The organism is Streptomyces lasalocidi, from assembly GCF_005280215.1.
In the GTDB taxonomy this organism is placed as follows: domain Bacteria; phylum Actinomycetota; class Actinomycetes; order Streptomycetales; family Streptomycetaceae; genus Streptomyces; species Streptomyces longwoodensis.
Genome location: NZ_SZNQ01000001.1, coordinates 3,093,197 through 3,114,055, shown reverse-complemented (window position 1 = coordinate 3,114,055; position 20,859 = coordinate 3,093,197). Strand labels below are relative to the sequence as shown.

The 20,859-nt window shown below is 75.1% G+C and carries 11 protein-coding genes; 3 read left to right on the top strand and 8 right to left on the bottom strand.

What is annotated here, in order from left to right; translation table 11 throughout:
* Nucleotides 1-29 precede the first annotated feature (29 nt).
* The 8 genes from E4U91_RS13815 to E4U91_RS13780 all read right to left on the bottom strand — a co-directional run bounded on the left by E4U91_RS13815 (nucleotide 30) and on the right by E4U91_RS13780 (nucleotide 16,021).
* Nucleotides 30-1,274: a hypothetical protein gene (locus E4U91_RS13815; protein ID WP_137310809.1), complete on the bottom strand. Its 1,245-nt coding sequence runs from the start codon at nucleotides 1,272-1,274 to the stop codon at nucleotides 30-32.
* 26 nt (nucleotides 1,275-1,300) lie between these two features.
* Nucleotides 1,301-3,517 carry a bifunctional glycosyltransferase/CDP-glycerol:glycerophosphate glycerophosphotransferase gene (locus tag E4U91_RS13810; protein WP_137307138.1) on the bottom strand — a complete coding sequence of 739 codons (2,217 nt, stop codon included), beginning with the start codon at nucleotides 3,515-3,517 and terminating at the stop codon, nucleotides 1,301-1,303.
* A gap of 8 nt (nucleotides 3,518-3,525) precedes the next feature.
* Complete coding sequence (locus E4U91_RS13805; RefSeq protein ID WP_137307137.1) at nucleotides 3,526-5,730, bottom strand: bifunctional glycosyltransferase/CDP-glycerol:glycerophosphate glycerophosphotransferase; 2,205 nt, start codon at nucleotides 5,728-5,730, stop codon at nucleotides 3,526-3,528.
* 157 nt (nucleotides 5,731-5,887) lie between these two features.
* A complete protein-coding gene (locus E4U91_RS13800; protein ID WP_137307136.1) occupies nucleotides 5,888-8,146 on the bottom strand; it encodes a bifunctional glycosyltransferase/CDP-glycerol:glycerophosphate glycerophosphotransferase in 2,259 nt (752 codons plus the stop codon).
* 183 nt (nucleotides 8,147-8,329) lie between these two features.
* A complete protein-coding gene (locus tag E4U91_RS13795; protein WP_137307135.1) occupies nucleotides 8,330-9,250 on the bottom strand; it encodes a carbohydrate ABC transporter permease in 921 nt (306 codons plus the stop codon).
* Nucleotides 9,247-10,584 (bottom strand): carbohydrate ABC transporter permease, encoded by a 1,338-nt coding sequence (locus tag E4U91_RS13790; protein WP_137307134.1) that lies wholly within the window; start codon nucleotides 10,582-10,584, stop codon nucleotides 9,247-9,249. The genes E4U91_RS13795 and E4U91_RS13790 overlap by 4 nt, the downstream gene beginning before the upstream one ends.
* Before the next feature lie 7 nt (nucleotides 10,585-10,591).
* Nucleotides 10,592-11,986, bottom strand: coding sequence for an ABC transporter substrate-binding protein (locus E4U91_RS13785; protein ID WP_137307133.1), 1,395 nt, complete (start codon nucleotides 11,984-11,986; stop codon nucleotides 10,592-10,594).
* Between the two features lie 309 nt (nucleotides 11,987-12,295).
* The gene (locus tag E4U91_RS13780; RefSeq protein WP_137307132.1) at nucleotides 12,296-16,021 is read right to left on the bottom strand and encodes an FHA domain-containing protein; all 3,726 of its coding nucleotides are present in this window, start codon (nucleotides 16,019-16,021) and stop codon (nucleotides 12,296-12,298) included.
* Between the two features lie 419 nt (nucleotides 16,022-16,440).
* Here E4U91_RS13780 and E4U91_RS13775 point away from each other — a divergent pair, with 419 nt between their 5' ends.
* The 3 genes from E4U91_RS13775 (at nucleotide 16,441) to prfB (ending at nucleotide 20,722) form a co-directional block, all read left to right on the top strand.
* On the top strand, nucleotides 16,441-18,126 hold the full coding sequence (locus E4U91_RS13775; RefSeq protein WP_137307131.1) for a serine/threonine-protein kinase: 1,686 nt from the start codon (nucleotides 16,441-16,443) through the stop codon (nucleotides 18,124-18,126).
* A 134-nt stretch (nucleotides 18,127-18,260) separates the two neighbouring features.
* Nucleotides 18,261-19,523 carry a serine/threonine-protein kinase gene (locus E4U91_RS13770; protein WP_137307130.1) on the top strand — a complete coding sequence of 421 codons (1,263 nt, stop codon included), beginning with the start codon at nucleotides 18,261-18,263 and terminating at the stop codon, nucleotides 19,521-19,523.
* 92 nt (nucleotides 19,524-19,615) lie between these two features.
* Nucleotides 19,616-20,722, top strand: coding sequence for a peptide chain release factor 2 (gene prfB, locus E4U91_RS13765; RefSeq protein WP_137307129.1), 1,107 nt, complete (start codon nucleotides 19,616-19,618; stop codon nucleotides 20,720-20,722).
* Nucleotides 20,723-20,859 lie beyond the last annotated feature (137 nt).

Here is a 20,859-nt window from a genome sequence, read left to right as displayed (position 1 = left end):
CCCGCCGGGGTCAACGGCCTTGCCCCCCGTCACCTCATCGAGTGAGCCCGTCCGGGCGCACGGCCCCGCGCCGGGCCCGGCACCAGGCCCCGCACCATGGGCCGCAGCAGCAGCGGCAGGCCCAGCACCGGCAGCAGCCACGCCAGGACGATCAGCCGGTCGCCCCAGATGTTCATGTCGGGGTGGCCCGCCTGGGTGAGGAACCCGGTCCCGGCCGCCGCCACCACCAGCACCCCGAACGCCCGGTCCCGCCGCAGCACCCCCCACGCCCCGCCCGCCAGTGCCGTGAGGAACAGCGGCTCCCACAGCTGCCGCCGCGCCCACTCGATCCAGAAGTTGAGCTGGAGCCGGAAGAACTCCGGCCACGGGTGCAGCCGGTCCGGGCGGGAGAAGTGCGCGGTGAGCAGGTCCTGCACGCTGTCCGCCTCGGACGGGTAGTGCAGCAGCCGCGCCAGCAGCAGGGTGCCCAGCACCCCGCAGCCGCCCGCCACCGCGAGCGCCCGGTACGGCCGCGACCCGCGCCGCCGGACCACGGCGAGCAGCGCGCCGGCCGCCAGGCACAGCCCCAGGAACAGGGCCTGCGAGTGCTTCACCGCGAACAGGGCCGCCAGCGCCCCGCCCACCAGCCACACCCCGGCCCGCACCCGCCCCGACGCCGCCAGGGCGCAGCCCCACAGCGCCGCCAGGGTCAGCGCCAGCATCAGGCCCTCGGTCATCGGCCGCATCGCGGTCGTCCCGCACGGCAGGACGTAGTACAGGCCCTGGCCGGCCAGACACGCCCACGGGGGCGCCCCGCGCGTGCGCAGCACCAGGAACGCCAGCACCCCGCCCGCGACGGTCACCGCCACCCCGGCCGCCCACAGCCCCCACGTCACCCCGAACACGGTGACGAACGGGACCAGGAACACCGGGTAGCCGGGCCGCACCTCGAAGATCCGCATGAAGCGCTCCGGCATGAACGGCACGGTGTGCCCGCCGGTCTGGCCGGCCGCCAGCCGGGCGTCGACCGTGCGCCACTCCGCCGCCCGGCACTCGGCCATGATCCGGGGGGTCGGGTCGCCGCGGTGGAAGCGGACCACGTCCACGTTCTGCCGGCGCACCGCGATCGCGGCCCGCCCCGCGCACGCGTAGTCGATGGTGGCGGCCGCCGCGGCCCGCTTGTCGTCGCCGCGCAGCGACAGGGCGTAGGCCAGGTAGTTCTTGGTGTCGGGGGTGTCCCGGCCGGTGACGTTCGCGAGCTGGGACACCGCGAACAGCGCGGCCAGCACCAGCATCCAGGCCCGCGGGCCCGGCTGCCCGTTCACCTGGCCGCGAGCAGGTCGCCGCCGACCGCCGGGCCCGGCACCCGGACCGCGCCGCCCGGCTCGGGCATCCGCTCGCCGAGCAGCAGCGTCCGTACGACCCGTTCGGCGGCGCGGCCGTCGTCGTAGGCGCAGAACCGGGACCGGAAGGCCGCCCGCAGCCGGGCCGACTCCTCGTCGCGCCAGGAGCCGGAGGCGAACAGCCGGACCAGCCCGTCCTGGTCGCGCGTGACGTGGCCGGGCGGTTCGGCGGTGATGTCGAAGTAGGCGCCCCGGCTCGCCGTGTACGCCGGCCAGTCGTCGGCGTGGACGACGATCGGCCGGTCCAGGTGGGCGTAGTCGAACATCAGGGCCGAGTAGTCGGTGACCAGGACGTCCGCGGCGAGCAGCAGGTCCTCCACGTGCGGCTCGTCGGTGGCGTCCACGACGACCCCGCGCCGGTGCAGCTCGGACAGGCCCAGGCCGCGGGCCGGGCCGGTCGCCAGGGACGGGTGCAGCCGCACCACCAGGGTGTGCCCCTCGCCGAGGCCCGCGGCGAGGCGGGCCAGGTCGAGCCGCTCGACGTGGCCGCCGCGCCGGTACTCGCGGCGGGTCGGCGCGTACAGCACCACCGTGTGGCCCTCGGGCACGCCGAGGCGGGCGCGCACCGCGCGGGCCCGGTCCCGCGGCGGGTCGACCAGGACGTCGTTGCGGGGGCTGCCCGAGCGCACCGAGGTGAAGTGGCAGGGGTAGGCCCGCTCCCACACCAGCTCCGAGTGCTCGTTGGCGACCAGGCTGTAGTCCCAGCGGTCGGCGCGGCGCAGCATCTGCGGCACGTCCACGCCGAGCCGCGCGCCGGGCTTGTCCAGCAGGTCGGCCCCCATGTACTTCAGCGGGGTGCCCTGGTGGGTGTGCACGTGCACGCTGCCCGCGCGCTTGGCCAGGGAGCCGGGCCAGTTGACGTTGTTGACGAAGTACGTGGCCCGTGCGCTCAGCCGCCGGTACGCGGGGGAGTCCAGCAGGACGTGCTCCACACCGGCGGGGAGCCGCGCGGCCGTCTCCGCGTCGCGCACCACCCACACCCCGCGCAGCTGCGGGGCGATCTCCCGGGCCTTGTGGTAGATCGCGGCCGGGTCGCCCAGCACGCCGCGGTGGGAGAACGCCGAGTACAGCACCAGGTGCGGGTCCAGCGGGCGCCGCGCCTGCACGGCCGTCAGCCCCCGGTACACCCGGGCCCCGGCCGCGACGCGCGCCTGCGCCCCGCGCCGGGCCAGCTCCCGCCCGGCCCGCCCGGCCTGCCGGCGCACCCGGTAGACCGCGTACGGGCCGCGCAGCACGCCGAGGTCGGCGGGGAACGGCTCCCCGGGCGGCCGGTGGCGGCGCATCAGCTCGGCGGTGCGGCGGAAGAACTCGCCCTTGTCGGCGGGCGGCAGCCGGTCCGGCTTGGACAGGATGTCCAGGCAGTGCTCGCCCATCTTGCGGTGCAGGTACGGCCGCCAGGACGCCAGCTCCGGGCGGGAGCCGACGAAGGCGAAGACCCGCTCGTACTGGTCGTGGATGTCGAAGTGCTTGCGGCTGGTGGTGGACAGGATGTTGCCCTGCCGGCGCTGCCGGTAGTTCAGGCAGATCCGGTCGAGCGTCGCGATCCGCCCGGCGCTGAGCATCACCGGGAACGTCCACGGGGTGTCCTCGTAGTAGCCCGGCGGGAACGCGAAGCCGTGTTCCTCGACGAAGGAACGCCGGTACACCTTGTTCCACACGACCATCAGCAGGTCGAGGATCTCGGGCCGCTCGGCGGCGGTGAACGTCGCGTCGGTCGCGGACAGCAGCTCGGCGAGGGCGTTGCGGCGGGTGCCGCCCCACCAGTAGGTGCGGGCGTAGTCGAAGACCAGCACGTCCGGGTCGCCGGCCTCGTCGAGGCGGTCGGCCAGCGCGGCGAGCGCGCCCGGGGTGAGGGTGTCGTCGCTGTCCAGGAAGAACAGGTAGTCGCCGGTGGCGTGCGGCATCCCGGCGTTGCGGGCCCGGCCGAGGCCCGCGTTCTCCGGCAGGTGCAGGGCCGTCACGCGCGGGTCGCGGGCCGCGTACTCGTCGAGGATCGCGCCGCAGGCGTCGGGTGAGCGGTCGTCCACGGCGATCACCTCGATGTCCCGGAAGGACTGCTCCAGGACCGAGTCGAGGCATTCGCGCAGGAAGCCCTGCACCTTGAAACAGGGGACGATGATGCTGAAGCGGGGCACTGCGGGGGTCAGCTCCTTACGAGGGGGGCGGCGGCGGGGGCCGGGACGCGCTCGGTGAGCGGGCGCACGGGCGCGATCGCCTCCGGGGGCTCGCCGAGCAGCACCCGGCGCACCACGCGCTCGGCGGCCCGGCCGTCGTCGAACTGGCAGAAACGGGCGCGGAAGGCGGCCCGCAGCTCGGCCGAGGCCGGGCCCGCGTACGAGCCGTCGGCGAAGACGCGCGCCAGCTCCTCGGGCGTGCGGGCGACGGGGCCGGGCGGGGCCGCCATGAGGTCGAAGTAGACGCCCCGGGTCTCGGTGTAGACGTCCCAGTCGTCGGCGTACACGACGATCGGGCGGTCCAGGTTGGCGTAGTCGAACATGATCGACGAGTAGTCGGTGACCAGCGCGTCGGCGGCCAGGCACACCTCCTCGGCGGACCGGTGGCCGGTGACGTCGATGATCCGCCCGGAGCCGCGGGCGCCGCCGCCGTCGTAGAAGTAGTGGGCGCGCAGCAGCACCACCACGTCCTCGCCGGCCGCCGCGCAGAACGCCTCCAGGTCCAGGCCCGTCTCGAAGCCGGTGTGGTGGTCGCGGTGGGTCGGCGCGTACAGCACGGCGACCTTGCCCTCCGGCACGCCCAGCGCGCGGCGGGCGCGGGCGACGTCGTCGGCGGTCGCCGTGTAGAAGACGTCGTTGCGCGGATAGCCGTACTCCAGCTGCTCGTAGGAGCCGGGGAAGGCGCGCTCCCACATCTGCGTGGAGTGGGAGTTGGACGACAGGTTGTAGTCCCAGCGGTCCACCCGGCCGAGCAGTTTGGTGAAGCTGCCGGTCGCCGCGGCCACCACGGGGTACGTCGACTGGTCGACGCCCATCTTCTTCAGCGGGGTGCCGTGCTGGGTCTGCACGTGGACGCTGCCGGGCCGCTTGACCACGCCCTCCGCGAAGTTGGCGTTGTTGACGAGGTACTTCGCCCGGGCCAGCAGCCGCCAGGCGCGGCGGCTGCCGAGCACGGCGTGGTCGACGCCCGCCGGCACCGTGTGCGCCTGGTCGGCCTCGACGAGGAACACCGACCGCACGTGCGGGGCGAGTTCGGCGGCCCGGGCGTGGATCGCGGCCGGGCTGCACGCGTAACCGCGGCCCCAGTAGGCGCAGTACACGGCCAGCTCCGGGTCGAGCGGGCGGCGCAGCTGGAGCCGGTAGTACAGGCGGGTGCGCAGCCCACGCGGGCGGGGTGTGCGTTCGGCGAGCGCCGCCGCCCGGTGCTGGGCGCCCCGCAGCGCCAGGAACGCGCCGTACGCGCCCGTCGCGAGGAGCCGCTGCTGCACGCCCTGCTTGCCGCCCGGCGGCCGGTACCCGGCGGGCCGGTGGCGGCGGTAGAGCCGACTCGCGCGGCGGAAGTAGGACCGGCGCAGCCCGGACGGCAGCCGGCTGGGGTGGGCGGCGGTCTTCAGCACCGCCGTGAACAGCTGCCCGAACAGCGCGGCCGCCCGCTCCGGGGCGAGGCCCCGCTCCGCCGCCCGCGCCAGCACCAGTTCGGTGCGGTCAAGGAGTTCGGTGTGGTGCCCGCCGGGCGCGTTCAGCCGGCTGCCCTGCCGGCGCACCAGGTGCCGGACGACGACGTGGCGCAGCACCGCGATCCGCTCGGCGTGCAGGGTGACCAGGCCGCCGAACCCGGTGTCAGTGAAGTGCCCCTCGGGGAAGGCGAGGTGGTGCTCGGTGAGGAACGCCCGCCGGTAGGCCGTGCCCCACGCCGGGAGCTGCACGCCGGTCACCGCGGGCGCCTCGGCGGGCGCGAACGCCGACCGGGGGGCGCGGGCCAGCAGCGGGGCCGCCGGGTTGACCGGCTCGCCCTCCCACCAGGGGACGCGCTCGTGCTCGGCGTACAGCACGTCCACGTCGCCGGTCTCCGCCAGCCGGGCGGCCAGCGCGGCCAGCGCGCCCGGGGCGAGCGTGTCGTCGCCGTCGAGGAACAGCACGTAGGCGCCGGTCGCGGCCCGCAGCCCGGTGTTGCGGGCCCCGCTCAGCCCGGCGGACGGTGGCGAGTGCACCGGGCGCACCCGGGGGTCCCGGGCGGCGCGCGCGGCGGCGAGGGACGCGGCCGGGGCGCCGGGGCCGTCGCAGACCGGGATCAGCTCCAGGTCGCCGAACGACTGGGCGAGGACGGAGTCCAGCGCCAGGGACAGCCGGCCCGCGACCCCATGGGACGGGACGATGATGCTGAAGCGGGGCATCGCGATCTTTCTCTGCTCGAATCGGTCGGGCCGGCCGGTGCCGCGGCTCACGCCGTGCGGCGGCCGGGACGGCCCGCCGGCCGCCAGGTGGACGGCCGGGTGGGGGTCGGCCGCGACGTGCCGGGGGACATCGGAACTCCCAGGAGGCAAACGGCGTTCAGCGGCGGTCGGTGACGGGCAGCCGGCCGGCGGGTTGGGGCACGGTGGCGAGCGGCGAGCGCTCCGGGTGGGCCGTCGGCGGCGCGGGGTGCCGCTCGGCGAGCGGCACGACCGGCGGCAGGGCGCTCTCCGGCTCGCCCAGCACCACGCGCCGCACCACGCGCTCGGCGGCGCGCCCGTCGTCGTACGGGCAGAAGCGCGCGCGGAACGCCGCCCGCAGCCGGTCGCTGCGCGCGTCGCACCAGCGGCCCGTGGCGAAGACGTCGATCAGCTCGTCCTCGCCGTGCGCGACCGCGCCGGGCGGGCAGGTCCGCACGTCGAAGTAGGTGCCGCGGGCCGCCTCGTACGCCTCCCAGTCACCGGTGTGCAGCACGATCGGCCGGTCCAGGCCGGCGTAGTCGAACATGATCGAGGAGTAGTCGGTCAGCAGGGCGTCCGAGGCCAGGCACAGCTCCTCGAGATTCGGGTGGCCGCTGACGTCGAGGACCCGCGGGTCCGTGCCGAGGGGGCCGTCCTGCCAGTAGTGGGCGCGGGCCAGGACCACGAAGCGGGGGCCCAGCCGGCGCAGCACCCGGTCCAGGTCGAGGGCGGGGCGCTGGGTGCGGCGGTAGTCGCGGTGGGTCGGCGCGTACAGGACCGCCACCGTGTCGGGGGTGAGGCCGAGCGCGGCGCGCGCCCGGGCCACGTCCTGGTCGGTGGCCCGCTGGAAGACGTCGTTGCGGGGGTAGCCGTACTCCAGCGTCTCGTAGCCACCGGGGTAGACCCGCTCCCAGGTGAGGGTGGTGTGCCGGTTGGCGGACAGCACGTAGTCCCACTTGTCGACGCCCCGCAGCAGCTCGGCGAAGTCCGTGTCGCGGGCCGCGGCGGGGCGCTCTCGGAGGTCCAGGCCCATGTGCTTGAGCGGCGTGCCGTGCTGGGTCTGCACGAACACCTGCCCGGGCCGCTTGACCAGCCGCCGGTCGAAGTTGACGTTGTTGACCAGGTACCGGGAGCGGGCCAGCGCCGTCCAGTACGCGGCCGTGCCCGGGGTGAGCCGCTCGGTGCCCGCCGGGACGGTGTGCTGGTGCTCGGGCCGGGCGATCCACGCGGTGCGCACGTGCGGGGCGTGCGCGCGGACCGCGGCCTCCAGGGCGGCCGGGTTGCAGCCGTAGCCGCGGTTCCAGTAGGCGGCGAACACGGCCCGGTCGGCGCGCAGCGGCAGCCGCAGCTGCACGCGGTAGTGGGCCTGCAGGGCCGCCGCGCGCGCGGCCCGCGCCGACCGCGCGGCGAGCCGGCGCGTCCACCCGGCCAGCGCCGTCGCCCGCCGCACCGCCCGGTACGTGCGGTGCAGGCCGCACTCGACCAGGGCGTGCCGCAACCGTGAGCGCAGTGGCCCGCGGGCGCCGGGGACCCGGTGGCGGCGGCAATGGGCGCGGGCCCGGCGCAGGAACGCGGCGCGCGCGTCGCGCGGGAGCCGGCCCGGCCGGATGAACACGGTGGACAGGTGGTCGACCATGCGGCGGTACAGCACCGGCCGCCAGTGGGCCAGTTCGGGCCGCTGGTCCAGGAACGCGAAGACCCGGTCGTACTGGTCGAAGACGTCGAAGTGCCGCCGGCTGGTGGTGGACAGGATGCTGCCCCGGCGCTGGCGGTAGTGCACGCAGACCCGGTCCAGCGTGGCGATCGACCCGGCCGCCATCAGCACCGGGTACGTCCACGGGGTGTCCTCGTAGTAGCCGGGCGGGAAGGCCAGGTGCTCGCGCAGGACGAAGTCCCGCCGGTAGGCCTTGTTCCAGGCGACCATCAGCACCCGCAGCAGGCCAGGGCGGTCCTGGAGCCGGAAGGGTGCCGGGCCGTCCTCGGCGAGCTGCGCCGCGAAGCGGTTGCGGACCGTCTCGCCCGTCCAGTACGTCTGCGCGAAGTCGTAGACCAGGACGTCCGGTTCGCCGGTCTCCTTCAGCCGGTCGGCGATCGCCAGCAGGGTGTCCGGGGTGAGCGTGTCGTCGCTGTCGAGGAACAGCAGGTAGTCGCCGGTCGCCTCGGCGATCCCGGCATTGCGGGCGCGGCCCAGACCGGCGTTCTCGGGCAGGTGCAGCGGCCTGACCCGGGGGTCGCGGGCGGCGAACTCGTCGATGATCTCGCCGCAGGCGTCCGGCGAGCAGTCGTCGACGGCGATCAGTTCGAGGTCGGGGTACGACTGGGACAGCACCGATTCGAGGCACTCGTGCAGGTACGCCTGAACCTGGTACGCGGGGACGATGACACTGAACCTGGGCAAGGGGACATCCATGGGTCGGCGCGGGCGTTCGGCCCGCCAACGGCCAATGGAGTGACGTGGTTACGCTTCCCGTGGCATACGGGGGAAGCGGGGGTGAACGACGGGGGGCGCGCCGGTGTCGTACCGACCCGCCCCCCTCGACCGGCCGCGCCGGTCACCCGCCCGACCGCCGGGCCGTACCGGTCACTTGACCGCGCCGGCCATCACGCCCGAGACGAACTGCCGCTGGAACGCGAAGAACACGGCCAGCGGGATCACCATGGAGATGAACGCGCCCGGCGCCAGCACGTCGATGTTGTTGCCGAACTGCCGTACCTGCGTCTGCAGGGCGACCGTGATGGGCTGGCTGTCGGCGTCGGTGAACACCAGGGCGACCAGCATGTCGTTCCACACCCACAGGAACTGGAAGATCGCCAGCGACGCGACCGCCGGACCGGCCAGCGGCATCACCACCCGGAAGAACAGCCGCAGTTCACCCGCGCCGTCCAGCCGGGCCGCCTCCAGCAGCTCCCGCGGGATCTCCGCGAAGAAGTTGCGCAGCAGGAACACCGCGAACGGCAGGCCGAAGCCGGTGTGGAACAGCACCACGCCCAGGATGGAGCCGAACAGCCCGATCTTGCCGAACAGTTCGGCGATCGGGATGAGCGCCACCTGCACCGGCACCACGAGCAGCCCGACCACCGCCAGGAACCACCAGTCGCGCCCGGGGAACTCCATCCACGCGAACGCGTAGCCCGCGAGCGAGCCCACGATCACGACCAGGAGCGTCGCCGGGACCGTGATGAGCACGGTGTTGAGGATGGAGTTGGTGATGTCGCTGTTCTCCAGCAGCTTCTGGTAGCTGTCGAAGGTCAGCTGCGACGGCTCGCTGAACACCTTCCACCAGCCGCTCGCGCTCATCTCGTCCGGCGGGCGCAGCGAGGAGATCAGCAGGCCGATCGTCGGCACCAGCCAGAACAGCCCGACGACGAGCAGGAAGGCGCGCACCAGACCGCCGCCCAGCTTCTCGACGATCCGGGCGGCGAGCGACTCCCGCGCCTTCACGCCCTCCACGGGCGGCGCCGTCTTGCGGACGCTGCCGGCACTTCCGGCGTGCGTGGTCATCGCCGCACCTCCCGCCGCAGCCTGCGGATGTTGAACCACATCACCGGGATCACCAGCAGCAGCAGGAACACCGCGATGGCGCTCGCGACGCCCGGCTGGTCCTCGGAGAAGCCCTTGCGGTACAGCTCCAGGGCGAGCACGTTGGCGTCGTCCTGCGAGGAACCCGGCGCGATGATGAAGACCAGGTCGAAGATCTTCAGGACGTTGATCATCAGGGTCACGGCGACGACCGCGAGCACCGGCGCCAGCAGCGGCACGGTGACCCGGCGGAACACCTGCCACTCGGTGGCCCCGTCGACGCGGGCCGCCTCCAGCAGTTCCCGGGGCACCCCCGCGAGGCCCGCCGCGATGAGCACCATCGCGAAGCCCGCCCACATCCAGATGTACGAGCCGATGATGGCCGGTGTGACCAGGGACGGGCCCAGCCAGTCCAGGCCGTTGTACGGCTCCTTGAAGTTGCTCGCGGGCAGCCGAAGCTGCGCCCCGTCGGCCTTGGCCGGCAGGGTGAAGGTGCCGTCGCCGGCCGCCGTGGCCGAGGCGACGACCTTGCCGTCCTTGACCGCCTCGATCCTCATCCCCGCGTAGCCCAGTTCCGTCGGGTCGGGCGCGCCGAGCGTGCCCACGCCCTTTCCGCGGGTGAAGTCCTGCCAGGTCGTGCCGGTGATCTTCCCCGGGTCGGCCGTGGGCGCCACCGCCTTCCCGGCGCCGTCGGGCATCCGGTCCGGGGCGACACCGACCAGCGGCAGGGTGACCGTCTCGCCGGTGTGCACGGTCTGCCGGGTCACGAAGCCGCCGCCGCGCGCCACCAGCGGCGACTCACGGCCCGGGTGCGCCTTCGGGAACGCCGACGACTGGGCGAACGTGTCGTGCACGCCCACCCACACCGCGTTGGCGACGCCCTTGTCGGGGTCCTGGTCGTACACCAGCCGGAAGATGATGCCGGCGGCGAGCATGGAGATCGCCATCGGCATGAAGACGACCAGCTTGAACGCCGTTCCCCAGCGCACCCGTTCGGTCAGCACCGCGAAGATCAGGCCCAGCGCGGTGGTGACCGTCGGCGCGAACACCACCCAGATGATGTTGTTCTTCAGGGCGGTGCGGATGCCGTCGTCGCTGAACAGCTCCTTGTAGTTGTCGATGCCGGCGAAGCCGTCTCCGGACTGGTCGTAGAAGCTGCGCACGACCGAATACCCGATCGGGTACACCACGAGCGCGCCCAGCAGCACCAGGGCGGGCAGCAGGAACAGCGCCGCCACGCTCCTGCGGGTGCCGGTCACGCTCTTGCGCGAACGAGGGGCGGGGGCCTTGCGGGCCCCCGCCGTTGCCGACGCCATGGCCGGATCAGCTCCCGTACGCCTTGGCCGCGTCGGCCTCCAGCTTCGCCTGGGTCCCGGCGACGTCCGACGGGTTCTTCAGGAAGTCCTGGAGGTCCTTCCACTCGCCCTTGCCGGGGGTGCCGCCGAACGCCTGCGGCGCCTGGTCGGACATGTCGAAGCGGAAGTCGTCGCCCGACTCGATCAGCGCCTTGGCGATCCTGCGCTGGACGTCGTTCGGGTACGCCGAGTTGTCCACGTTCTTGTTCGGCGACAGGTACCCGCCGAGCTTCGCCTGGATCGTCGCCGCGTCCGGGGAGGCGAGGAACGTGGCCAGCGCCTGCGCGCCCTTGGAGTCCTTCAGGATGACCGCCGCGTCACCGCCGGACACCACCGGCGCGGTGCCGCCGACCGCCGGGAAGGGGAACACCTTCGCCCCGGTGCCGACCTTCTCCTTGGTGTCCGCGATGTTCACCTGGACGAAGTCGCCCTCGTAGACCATGGCCGCCTTGGGCTGGTCACCGCCGGTGAACGTCTGCGTCACCGACGCCGGGAACTCCACCTGCAGCGCGCCGGCCGGACCGCCGGCGATCCAGTCCTTCTTGCCCCAGACCTGCGCGAGGGTGGTCAGCGCCTCCTTCACGGAGGGGTCCGTCCACTTGATCTTGTGCTGGGCGAGCTGGTCGTACTTCTCCGGGCCCGCCTGGGAGAGGTACACGTTCTCGAACCAGTCGGTCAGGGTCCAGCCGTCGGCCCCGCCGACGGAGAACGGCGTCACGCCCGAGTCGAACACCGTCTGGGCGGTGGACAGCAGGTCCTTCCACGTCTTCGGCTCGCTCGCGCCCGCGTTCTCGAAGACCTTCGCGTTGTACCAGACCAGCGACTTGTTGGCGGCCTTGTAGTACACGCCGTACTGCTTGCCGCCGACCTTGCCGATGTCCTGCCAGCCCTGCGAGTAGTTCTTCGCCAGCTCCGCCTGCGCCTCGGCGCCCAGCGGCTTGGCCCAGCCCCGGTCCACGGCCTGCTTGATGGCGCCGGGCTGAGGCAGCATCGCCACGTCCGGCGGCTGTCCGCCGGCCACCTTGGAGCCGAGGAAGTTGATGATCGGGTCCTGCGCCGGGACGAAGGTGACCTTCGCGCCGGTGCGCTTCTCGAACTCCGCGAGGACCTTCTTGAAGTTGGCCTGTTCGGTGCCGGTCCACACGGCGGCGACCGACAGACTGGTGCCGTCGAGCTTGGGGAGGTTCAGGGTGCTGCCGCTCCCCTGCGCACCCGCGCTGGGGGAGGAGCTGCTGTCGCTGTCGCTGTCGTTGTCGTCGTCGCCGCCGCACGCGGAGAGCGTGAGCGCCAGGGCTCCCGCCAGGAGCGTGGCCGCGGCCCTCACGGTTCTGCGTGTCCGGATGGTGTTGCTGGTGCTGCGCATCACTGCCCCGTTCTTCGTCCTCGTCGAACGATCGAGCGCTGTCCCGTGGCCTCTGGTCTACGCCGGGTACCTGGGGTCGGCAAGAGCGCGAACCGTGTCAAGCGGGCGATCGTGACCGCGTCGTGATCGCGCGGGGTGCGGGGCCCGGGGCTGCGGGGGGCTCGGGGCGCCGTGACGGAGTGTGGGCCGGGGCGCCGTGACGGAGTGTGGGCTCGGCCGACCGTGCGGCGCGCCCCGCCGCACGCGCCTGCACCCCGGAGGCCACGCGCACCGGCACCGTAGGCCACGCGCACCGGTGCGCGCCCCGCGCTACAGCAGCGACGGCACCTCCGCCGCGGCGACCTCGCGGGCCGCTCGCTCCAACGCGCTGGCCAGCAGGGCCAGGTCGGTCGGGCCGTTGCCCAGCTCGCGCACCGGACGGCGGGTCGGCGGGTCGCCCATCCGCCGCCAGTCCAGCGGCACGACCGTCGGCCGCACCGTCGCCGTACGCGGGATACGGCCCGTCACCCGGCCCCCCTGGAACGGCGTCACGCGGCCGTCCGCGCCGGTCAGCCGGCCCCGCCCGGGCGCCGGTTCGTCCGTGCCGGAGCCCGGCGCGTCCAGCGCGATCCGCAGCGTCGCCCGCCGGGACGGCTCCGACTCCGCCGTACGGCCACCGGGGCCGGCCGCCGCCACCAGGTGCACGCCGAGCCGCTCGCCGTCCCGGGCCACCGCCTCCAGCGCGCGCATGACCGAGCCGGCCGCGGGCCGTCCGGGTGAGCCCAGCGCCGGGGACACCAGGGCGTCCAGGTCGTCCACGACCACCACGAGCCGGGGCAGCGCGGGCGCGGGCTCCGTGCGCGGGCGGGCCGCGGCACCGGGGCGCAGGCGCAGCGTGGAGCTGGGCGGCCCGTCCAGGTCGGCGGCGCCGCCACCCGGGCCGCGCTGCGGGCCGATGCGGTCCGCGACCGCGCGGTGCCGGTGCCACTCCGCGAAGTCCACCCGGCCCACCAGTTCCGCCCGCCGCTTCAGTTCGGCGCTCAGCGACTGCGCGAACTCCCGCATCCGCACCGGGTCGTTGGCCGTCAGGTGGGTCGTCACGTGCGGGACGTCCGTACAGACCCGCAGCCCGTCGCCGTGCCCCGCGCCGCCCTTGCCGACGCTGTCCCGGCCGTCGATCAGCACGATGCCGAGCCGGTCGGGCCGTTCGGCGGCGGCGAGCGAGGCGACGACGGCGCGCAGCAGCTCGGTCCGGCCGCTGCCGGGCGGCCCCTCGACCAGCAGGTGCGGGCCGTCACCGGCGAGGTCCACGCCGACCGGGCCGCGCGGGCCCGCTCCCACCACGGCGACGGCCCGGCCGCCGAGGGCCTCCGGGTCGTCGGCCGCGTCCGCCCAGCGGGCCATCAGGGACGCCGGGGTGGCGCGGGCCAGCCCCAGCTCGTCCAGCAGCCGGGCCGACGCGGGCAGCGGCGCCGCCACGCGCGGGTGCCGCTCGCCGGCGCCGTCCGGGCGCAGCGGGGCCAGCGCCCGCGCGAACCGCTCGGCCCACGCCGGGGACACCGCGTCCACCGCGCCGACCGTGCCGTGGCCCACCGGGCCGGGCGGCTCACTGCCGGGGCCGCCGGCCCGCACCACGCGCAGCAGCCGCAGCGCCGTCGCCACGTCCCCGCTGAGCAGCACCACGGCCCCGCAGTGCCGGAAGGCGGGCACGGCCGCGCAGGCCGCCTCGTACGTCTCGGTCACCGGGGAGGCGGGGGAGGCCGACGCGGTCTCGGCGAGGCACAGCACGTGGATCCCGGCGGCGGGACCGTCGAGCGACAGCCGCGCCACGGCCTCCCGCAGGTCGGCGCCGCCGGGGTCGCCGTCGACGACGAGGACGGTGCGGGGGCCGGGGTGACCGTGCGGGGCGGCGGAGGCGCCCCCGGGGCGGCCGGCGGGTCCGTCGGCGAGCGCCCAGGAGGGACGGCGGGCCGGGGTGGTGGACGCGTGGGCGCCGGGGTGGGCGATCTGGTGGGTCGCCGGGGAGGCGGTGTCGGCCGGCTCCGCACCCCCGGCGTACTCGGCGTGCTCGGCGTCCTCGGCCGGCCGGGGCTGCCGCTGGGCGGGCAGGGACTGGCCGGGCCCGGACGGCGCGGGCCGGCCGGACCGGTGGGCATCGGGCTCGTCGGGGGCGTCCAGCCTGCGCAGCAGCTCGTCGAGGCGCGCGGTGGCCTGCTCGCGGTCGTGGGCGAGCAGCAGGCGGCAGTCCTGGCCGTGCGCGGGACGCAGGTGGGGCAGCCAGCCCAGCCACGCCCACTCCGCCGCGCGCTCCTCCGCGGAGCGGGCGCGGTCGGTGCTGACCAGGACGATTTCCAGGGTGTCGGGGGAGTGCAGCGCGGCGAGCTGCGCCAGCACCGCGCGGGCCAGCCCCGACAGCCGCTCGCGCGGACCGGCCAGGCCGAGGGCGCCCACCTCGCGCAGGTCCGTCGTCACCGGGACGGCGGGCAGCACGCCCGAGCCGTCGGGCGCGGCCCGGTCGGCCGTCCCGAGCCGCACGGTGAGCGCCTCCGGGTGCCCGGGCCCGCGCTCCCAGAGCCGGGGGCCGGGGCCGAGCGCCGTCAGCAGCAGCGTGGCCGGGTCGGGCCAGGTCTCGGGTGCCCCGGGCACGACGGCCGACGGCTCGGGCGCGGTCGCCGCCGCGGGCACGTCGTACGGCCCCTCGTCCGGTGTGCCGGGCGCGTCGCCGCGGCCGCCGCCGGTGAGGCGCCGCGCCCACGCGGAGAGCCCGCCGCGCCGGCGCGCGGGCGGCGGTGCGTCGGTGCCGCGCAGGGGCGTGGGCTTGCGCCCGGGTCCGTCGTACGGCGTCCCGGCGTCGGCCGACGCGTGCCCGTTCCGGATGTCGGTGGCCAGGCCCTCGAACGGGCCGAGCCCCGAGCTGCCGGCGTGGGTCGCGTCGGGCGCCCCGGCGCCACTGCCCGGGCGCGGCTCGGCGGCACCGCCGTGCCGCTCGACGGACGGGGCGCCGCCCTGGCCGGGGACGGTCGGGCCGGGGTGCGGGGCGGGGCCGCCGCGCTCGCCGCGGGAGGCCGTGCCCGGCGCGTACGGCCCCTCGCTCCCGGTCGGGGCCTCGCTCCTGGTCGGGCCCGGCCCGGCCCAGCCGCCCGTGCCGTAGCCGTGTCCGGTCGGGCCGGCGGGGGAGCGGGGGGTGCCGTGGCCCGTCGGGGCGGGGTCGGTGGCGCCCGCGGGGGCGCCGGTGTCGTCGTCGGCCGGGTGGCCCTCCGGCACGCGCGCGGTGAGACCGCCCCGGCCGCTCACCCGCCGACTGGAACCCGGCGCGCCGCCCGGGGCGCCCTGGCCGACGGCGCCCTTGCGCGTGCCGTCGCCCCCGGCGTCGCCCGTCGTGGCCCCGGGGCACGCCACGCGCACGTGCCCCTCGCCGTCCGGGGTGGTCGGCACCGGGGTGCCGGGGCCGCCGGGCGGGGCAAGGCGCAGGGTGGACTCGCCGATGCGCAGCAGGGCGCCGGGGGCGAAGCGCACCGGGCGGGCGGGCACGCGGGTGCCGTCCAGGGTGGTGCCGTTGGTGGAGCCGAGGTCGGCCACGGTGACGCGGCCGTCGGCGGCGAGGGTCACCGCGCAGTGCAGGCGGGAGACGTCCGGGTCGTCCAGGGGGACGTCGGCGTCGGCGGAGCGGCCCACGCGGACCTGACCGCCGTGCAGCAGGTGGACCCCGCCCGCGTCCGGGCCGGCGACCACGTCGAGGCGGGCCGGGGCGTCGGCCACCTCCGGGTGCGGCTCGGGGTCGGCGGGGGCGCCCAGGGACAGCACCGCGCCGTCGACCAGCGGGGGCTCGCCCAGGGTGCAGCGCTGGACGTCCAGGCGCTCCACGCCCGCGTAGAGCACCACCGCGCCGCCGGACGCGCTCGTCTCGCCGGAGACCGCCGTAGCGAGCGCCGACGCGACCGCGGCCAGCGCCGTGCCCGCGGGCGCCGTGACCAGCACGTCGCGGCTCGCGGCGCGGCCGCGCGCCTCGGACGCGGGCGGGCCGAGCGGGTCTACGACGGTCAGCCGGATCTGCATCGGCGTCAGCGGTCCCTTCTGCGCGGGTCTGCGCGGGCGCGGACTACCCCCCACCCCACACGAGCACGTCGGCCAGTACTTCAGGCATCCTCGCACCTGTCACCGACAACGCGCCCGCCACCCGGGAACAAGTGATCTTGATTGGTCGGCTCTGCCCGCAAAAGTGCCTGACCGGTGCCCTGCGGGCGACTGCTCGAGCCCCACTTGAGATCGGTCACGCCCGCTCCGGGCAACCGCCGGACCGAGAGAAGCGTCTTTCGTTCGAACATGTCCGGGGAGCCGTACGTACGACGCACGGAGCCCCCGGGGGACGCGGAACGGGTGCGGAACACCGGGCGGCACGCCGCGGACAGGCCGGTGGCGCCGACCGCGGCACTACAGTGGGTCGGAATGTAGGCAAGCAGCAGGGAGCGCATGACGTGCGGCCGGTAGGGAGCAAGTACCTCCTTGAGGAGCCGTTGGGGCGCGGCGCCACGGGGACCGTGTGGCGAGCCCGTCAGCGCGAGACCGCGGGCGCCGAGGCGGCCGTGCCGGGCCAGCCCGGCGAGACGGTCGCGATCAAGGTCCTCAAGGAGGAGCTGGCGAGCGACCCCGACGTCGTGATGCGGTTCCTGCGCGAGCGCTCGGTACTGCTGCGGCTCACCCACCCCAACATCGTCCGGGTGCGCGACCTGGTCGTCGAGGGCGATCTGCTCGCCCTGGTCATGGACCTCGTCGACGGCCCCGACCTGCACCGCTACCTGCGCCAGAACGGCCCCTTCACGCCCGTCGGCGCCGCCCTGCTGACCGCCCAGGTCGCCGACGCGCTGGCCGCGAGCCACGCCGACGGCGTCGTCCACCGCGACCTGAAGCCGGCGAACGTGCTGCTGCGCCAGGGCGGCGGCGAGATGCACCCGATGCTGACCGACTTCGGCATCGCCCGCCTCGCCGACTCCCCGGGCCTGACCCGCACCAGCGAGTTCGTCGGCACGCCCGCGTACGTGGCCCCGGAATCCGCCGAGGGCCGCCCGCAGACCTCCGCCGTCGACGTCTACGGCGCCGGCATCCTGCTGTACGAGCTGGTCACCGGCCGTCCGCCGTTCTCCGGCGGATCCGCCCTGGAAGTGCTGCACCAGCACCTGAGCGCCGAGCCGCGCCGCCCGTCGACCGTGCCCGACCCGCTGTGGACGGTCATCGAGCGCTGCCTGCGCAAGAACCCGGCCGAGCGGCCGAGCGCCCAGAACCTCGCCCGCGGGCTGCGCATCGTCGCCGAGGGCGTCGGGGTCCACGCGAACTCGATGCAGATCGCCGCCGCCGAGGGCGTCGGCCACGTCCTCGCCCCCGACCCGGCGCCCGCCGCGGTGCCGGACGCGGGCGGCCTCGCCGACCCCACCCAGGTGCTGCCGCACGGCTCGGCGGCCGGACCGGCGGGCGGGTACGACCCCAACGCCGCGACCAGCGTGCTGCCGCACACCGGCGCGCAGCCGCCCGCGGGCGCCGCGGACCCCACCGCGGTCCTGCCGCACACCGGCGCGGCCGACCCGACGGCCGTGATGCCGCCGGTGCCGCCCGGCCGGCCGGGCCAGGACGGGCAGCCGCCCGAGCAGCCGCACCCCTGGCAGACCCAGCTGCGGGCCGCCCGCGACCGCAACGAGCAGACCCAGATCCAGTACCTCGACCCCGGCGAGGACCCGCTGCGCCGCCGCCCGCAGCGCCAGGTGGCCCGCCCGCAGCAGCAGCCGCGCCCGCAGCCCCAGCAGCGCCCGCAGCAGGGCTACGGCCGCCAGCAGCAGCCGCAGCCGTACGCGCCGCCGCAGCACCAGCAGCCCCAGCGGTACGCCCCGCCGCCCACGCCCCAGCCGCAGCGGCCCCAGCGGCCGGCCCCGGAGCCGCGCGAGCCGCGCCGGCGCAGCGCCAACCCGATGAAGATCCCCGGCCTCGGCTGCCTCAAGGGCTGCCTGTTCACGATCGTCATCCTGCTCGTGGCCGGCTGGATGGTCTGGGAGTTCACCCCGCTCCAGGACTGGATCGGCACCGGCAAGGGCTACTGGCAGCAGCTCGGCGACTGGTTCGACACCGTCACCGGCTGGATCGGCGACCTCGGCAGCAGCGGTTCCTCCCAGTAGTCCGGTACGCCCGGTAACAACGGGGGCGACTCTGGGGATTTGTCGACATCCGGCGGGTGATTTCCGCCGCCGGAGTGAAGGTTGGCTCTTCGGACGCGTAGCTTTGTCGGCAACACGCGTACGTAGGAGCAGCCTTGGCACGGAAGATCGGCAGCCGGTACACCGCCCACCAGATCCTGGGGCGGGGCAGCGCCGGCACGGTGTGGCTGGGCGAGGGACCCGAGGGGCCCGTCGCCATCAAGCTGCTGCGCGAGGACCTCGCGTCCGACGAGGAGCTGGTGGGCCGCTTCGTCCAGGAGCGCACCGCCCTGCTGGGCCTGGACCACCCCAACGTCGTCTCGGTGCGCGACCTCGTCGTCGACGGCAACGACCTGGCCCTGGTGATGGACCTGGTCCGCGGCACCGACCTGCGCACCCGGCTGGACCGGGACCGTCGGCTCGCCCCCGAAGCGGCCGTGGCGATCACCGCCGACGTCGCCGAGGGACTGGCGGCGGCCCACGCGGCCGGGGTCGTCCACCGCGACGTCAAGCCGGAGAACGTGCTGCTCGACATGCAGGGCCCGCTGGGCCCCGGCGGCTCGCACCGCGCCCTGCTGACCGACTTCGGCGTGGCGAAGCTCATCGACACTCCCAAGCGCACCCGCGCCACGAAGATCATCGGCACCCCGGACTACCTCGCCCCCGAGATCGTCGAGGGCCTGCCGCCCCGCGCGGCCGTCGACATCTACGCCCTGGCCACCGTGCTGTACGAGCTGCTGGCGGGCTTCACGCCGTTCGGCGGCGGCCACCCCGGCGCGGTGCTGCGCCGGCACGTCACCGAGAGCGTCGCGCCCCTGCCCGGCATCCCGGACGAGCTGTGGCAGCTGATCGTCCAGTGCCTCGCCAAGGCGCCCGCCTCCCGGCTGCGCGCCTCCGAGCTCGCGGCACGGCTGCGCGAGCAGCTGCCGACGCTCACCGGGATGCCGCCGCTGGACGTGGATGAGCCGGACACCGAGACGGACGACGAGCCCGAGGCGGCCCCGGCACCCGGCGCCCCCGGCGCCCCGGCCGCGGAGCCCGCCGCACGCGCGCGGCGCGGCGCGGTGCCCCTGGTGCCCGGTGCCAAGCCCGACTCCAACCGCGACACCCACACCTCGATGCGGGTGCCCGCCCCCGACGAGCTGGCCGGCGGGGCCCACGGCACCGCCCGCGTCCCCCGGGCGGCGGGTGCCCCCCGCCCCGGCTCGGCCCGCAACCGCGCCACCACGCGACGGCGCCGCCTGGTCCTCGCTGCGGCCGCGGTGGTCCTGCTCGCCGCGGCGGGCGTCGGCACCTGGCTCGCCACCTCCGGCGACGACGCCGACGCGAGCCCCTCCAAGCCGCCCTCGTCGGCCGGCTCCGCCCCGTCCGCCCCCTGACCCCTGCCCCCTGACCTCCGGGTCACTGCCCCCACCCGGCCTCCCGGCCGCCACCGGCGCTTCCCGCCGGGCGGAGCCGTTACGCTGGGGGTGTGGCAGTCGTCGACGTATCCGAAGAGCTCAAGTCCCTCTCCTCGACCATGGAGTCGATCGAGGCCGTTCTGGACCTCGACAAGCTGAGGGCAGACATCGCCGTGCTCGAGGAGCAGGCGGCCGCGCCGTCCCTGTGGGACAACCCGGACGAGGCGCAGAAGATCACCAGCAAGCTGTCCCACCTCCAGGCGGAGGTGAGGAAGACCGAAGCGCTGCGCTCGCGGATCGACGATCTCGCCGTGCTCTTCGAGATGGCCGAGGAGGAGGACGACCCGGACACCCGCGCCGAGGCCGAGTCCGAGCTCGCCGCCGTCAAGAAGGCCCTGGACGAGATGGAGGTCCGGACGCTGCTGAGCGGTGAGTACGACTCCCGCGAGGCCCTGGTGAACATCCGCGCCGAGGCCGGTGGCGTCGACGCCGCCGACTTCGCCGAGAAGCTGCAGCGGATGTACCTGCGCTGGGCGGAGCAGAAGGGCTACAAGACCGAGCTCATCGAGACCTCGTACGCGGAGGAGGCCGGCATCAAGTCGACCACCTTCGCCGTGCAGGTGCCGTACGCCTACGGCACCCTCTCGGTCGAGCAGGGCACCCACCGCCTGGTGCGGATCTCCCCCTTCGACAACCAGGGGCGCCGCCAGACGTCGTTCGCCGGCGTGGAGGTCCTGCCCGTCGTCGAGCAGTCCGACCACGTCGAGATCGACGAGTCCGAGCTGCGCATCGACGTCTACCGGTCCTCCGGTCCCGGCGGCCAGGGCGTCAACACCACCGACTCGGCGGTGCGCATCACGCACCTGCCGACCGGCATCGTCGTCTCCTGCCAGAACGAGCGGTCGCAGATCCAGAACAAGGCCACCGCGATGAACGTCCTCCAGGCCAAGCTGCTCGAGCGGCGCCGGCACGAGGAGCAGGCCAAGATGGACGCGCTCAAGGGCGATGGCGGCAACTCCTGGGGCAACCAGATGCGTTCGTACGTCCTGCACCCGTACCAGATGGTCAAGGACCTGCGCACCGAGTTCGAAGTGGGCAACCCCGAGGCCGTGTTCAACGGCGAGATCGACGGGTTCCTCGAGGCCGGCATTCGCTGGCGCAAGCAGCGCGAGAAGTAACTTTGTCGACAAGCCAACCGCCCCTGATCCAGGGGCGGTTGGCTTATGTCTGGGTTTTACGTCACACTCACAGCCTCAAGAACCGGCCATTGCGTACGCAGGGGGGACATTGCGCGCGCAACGGCCTTGACGCTGCT

Excerpts from the sequence above, each read along its gene's own strand:
- E4U91_RS13785 (WP_137307133.1), bottom strand. The coding sequence starts at position 11,986 with ATGCGCAGCACCAGCAACACCATCCGGACACGCAGAACCGTGAGGGCC.
- E4U91_RS13790 (WP_137307134.1), bottom strand. The coding sequence starts at position 10,584 with ATGGCGTCGGCAACGGCGGGGGCCCGCAAGGCCCCCGCCCCTCGTTCG.
- E4U91_RS13805 (WP_137307137.1), bottom strand. The coding sequence starts at position 5,730 with ATGCCCCGCTTCAGCATCATCGTCCCGTCCCATGGGGTCGCGGGCCGG.
- E4U91_RS13780 (WP_137307132.1), bottom strand. The coding sequence starts at position 16,021 with ATGCAGATCCGGCTGACCGTCGTAGACCCGCTCGGCCCGCCCGCGTCC.
- E4U91_RS13815 (WP_137310809.1), bottom strand. The coding sequence starts at position 1,274 with ATGCTGGTGCTGGCCGCGCTGTTCGCGGTGTCCCAGCTCGCGAACGTC.
- E4U91_RS13795 (WP_137307135.1), bottom strand. The coding sequence starts at position 9,250 with ATGACCACGCACGCCGGAAGTGCCGGCAGCGTCCGCAAGACGGCGCCG.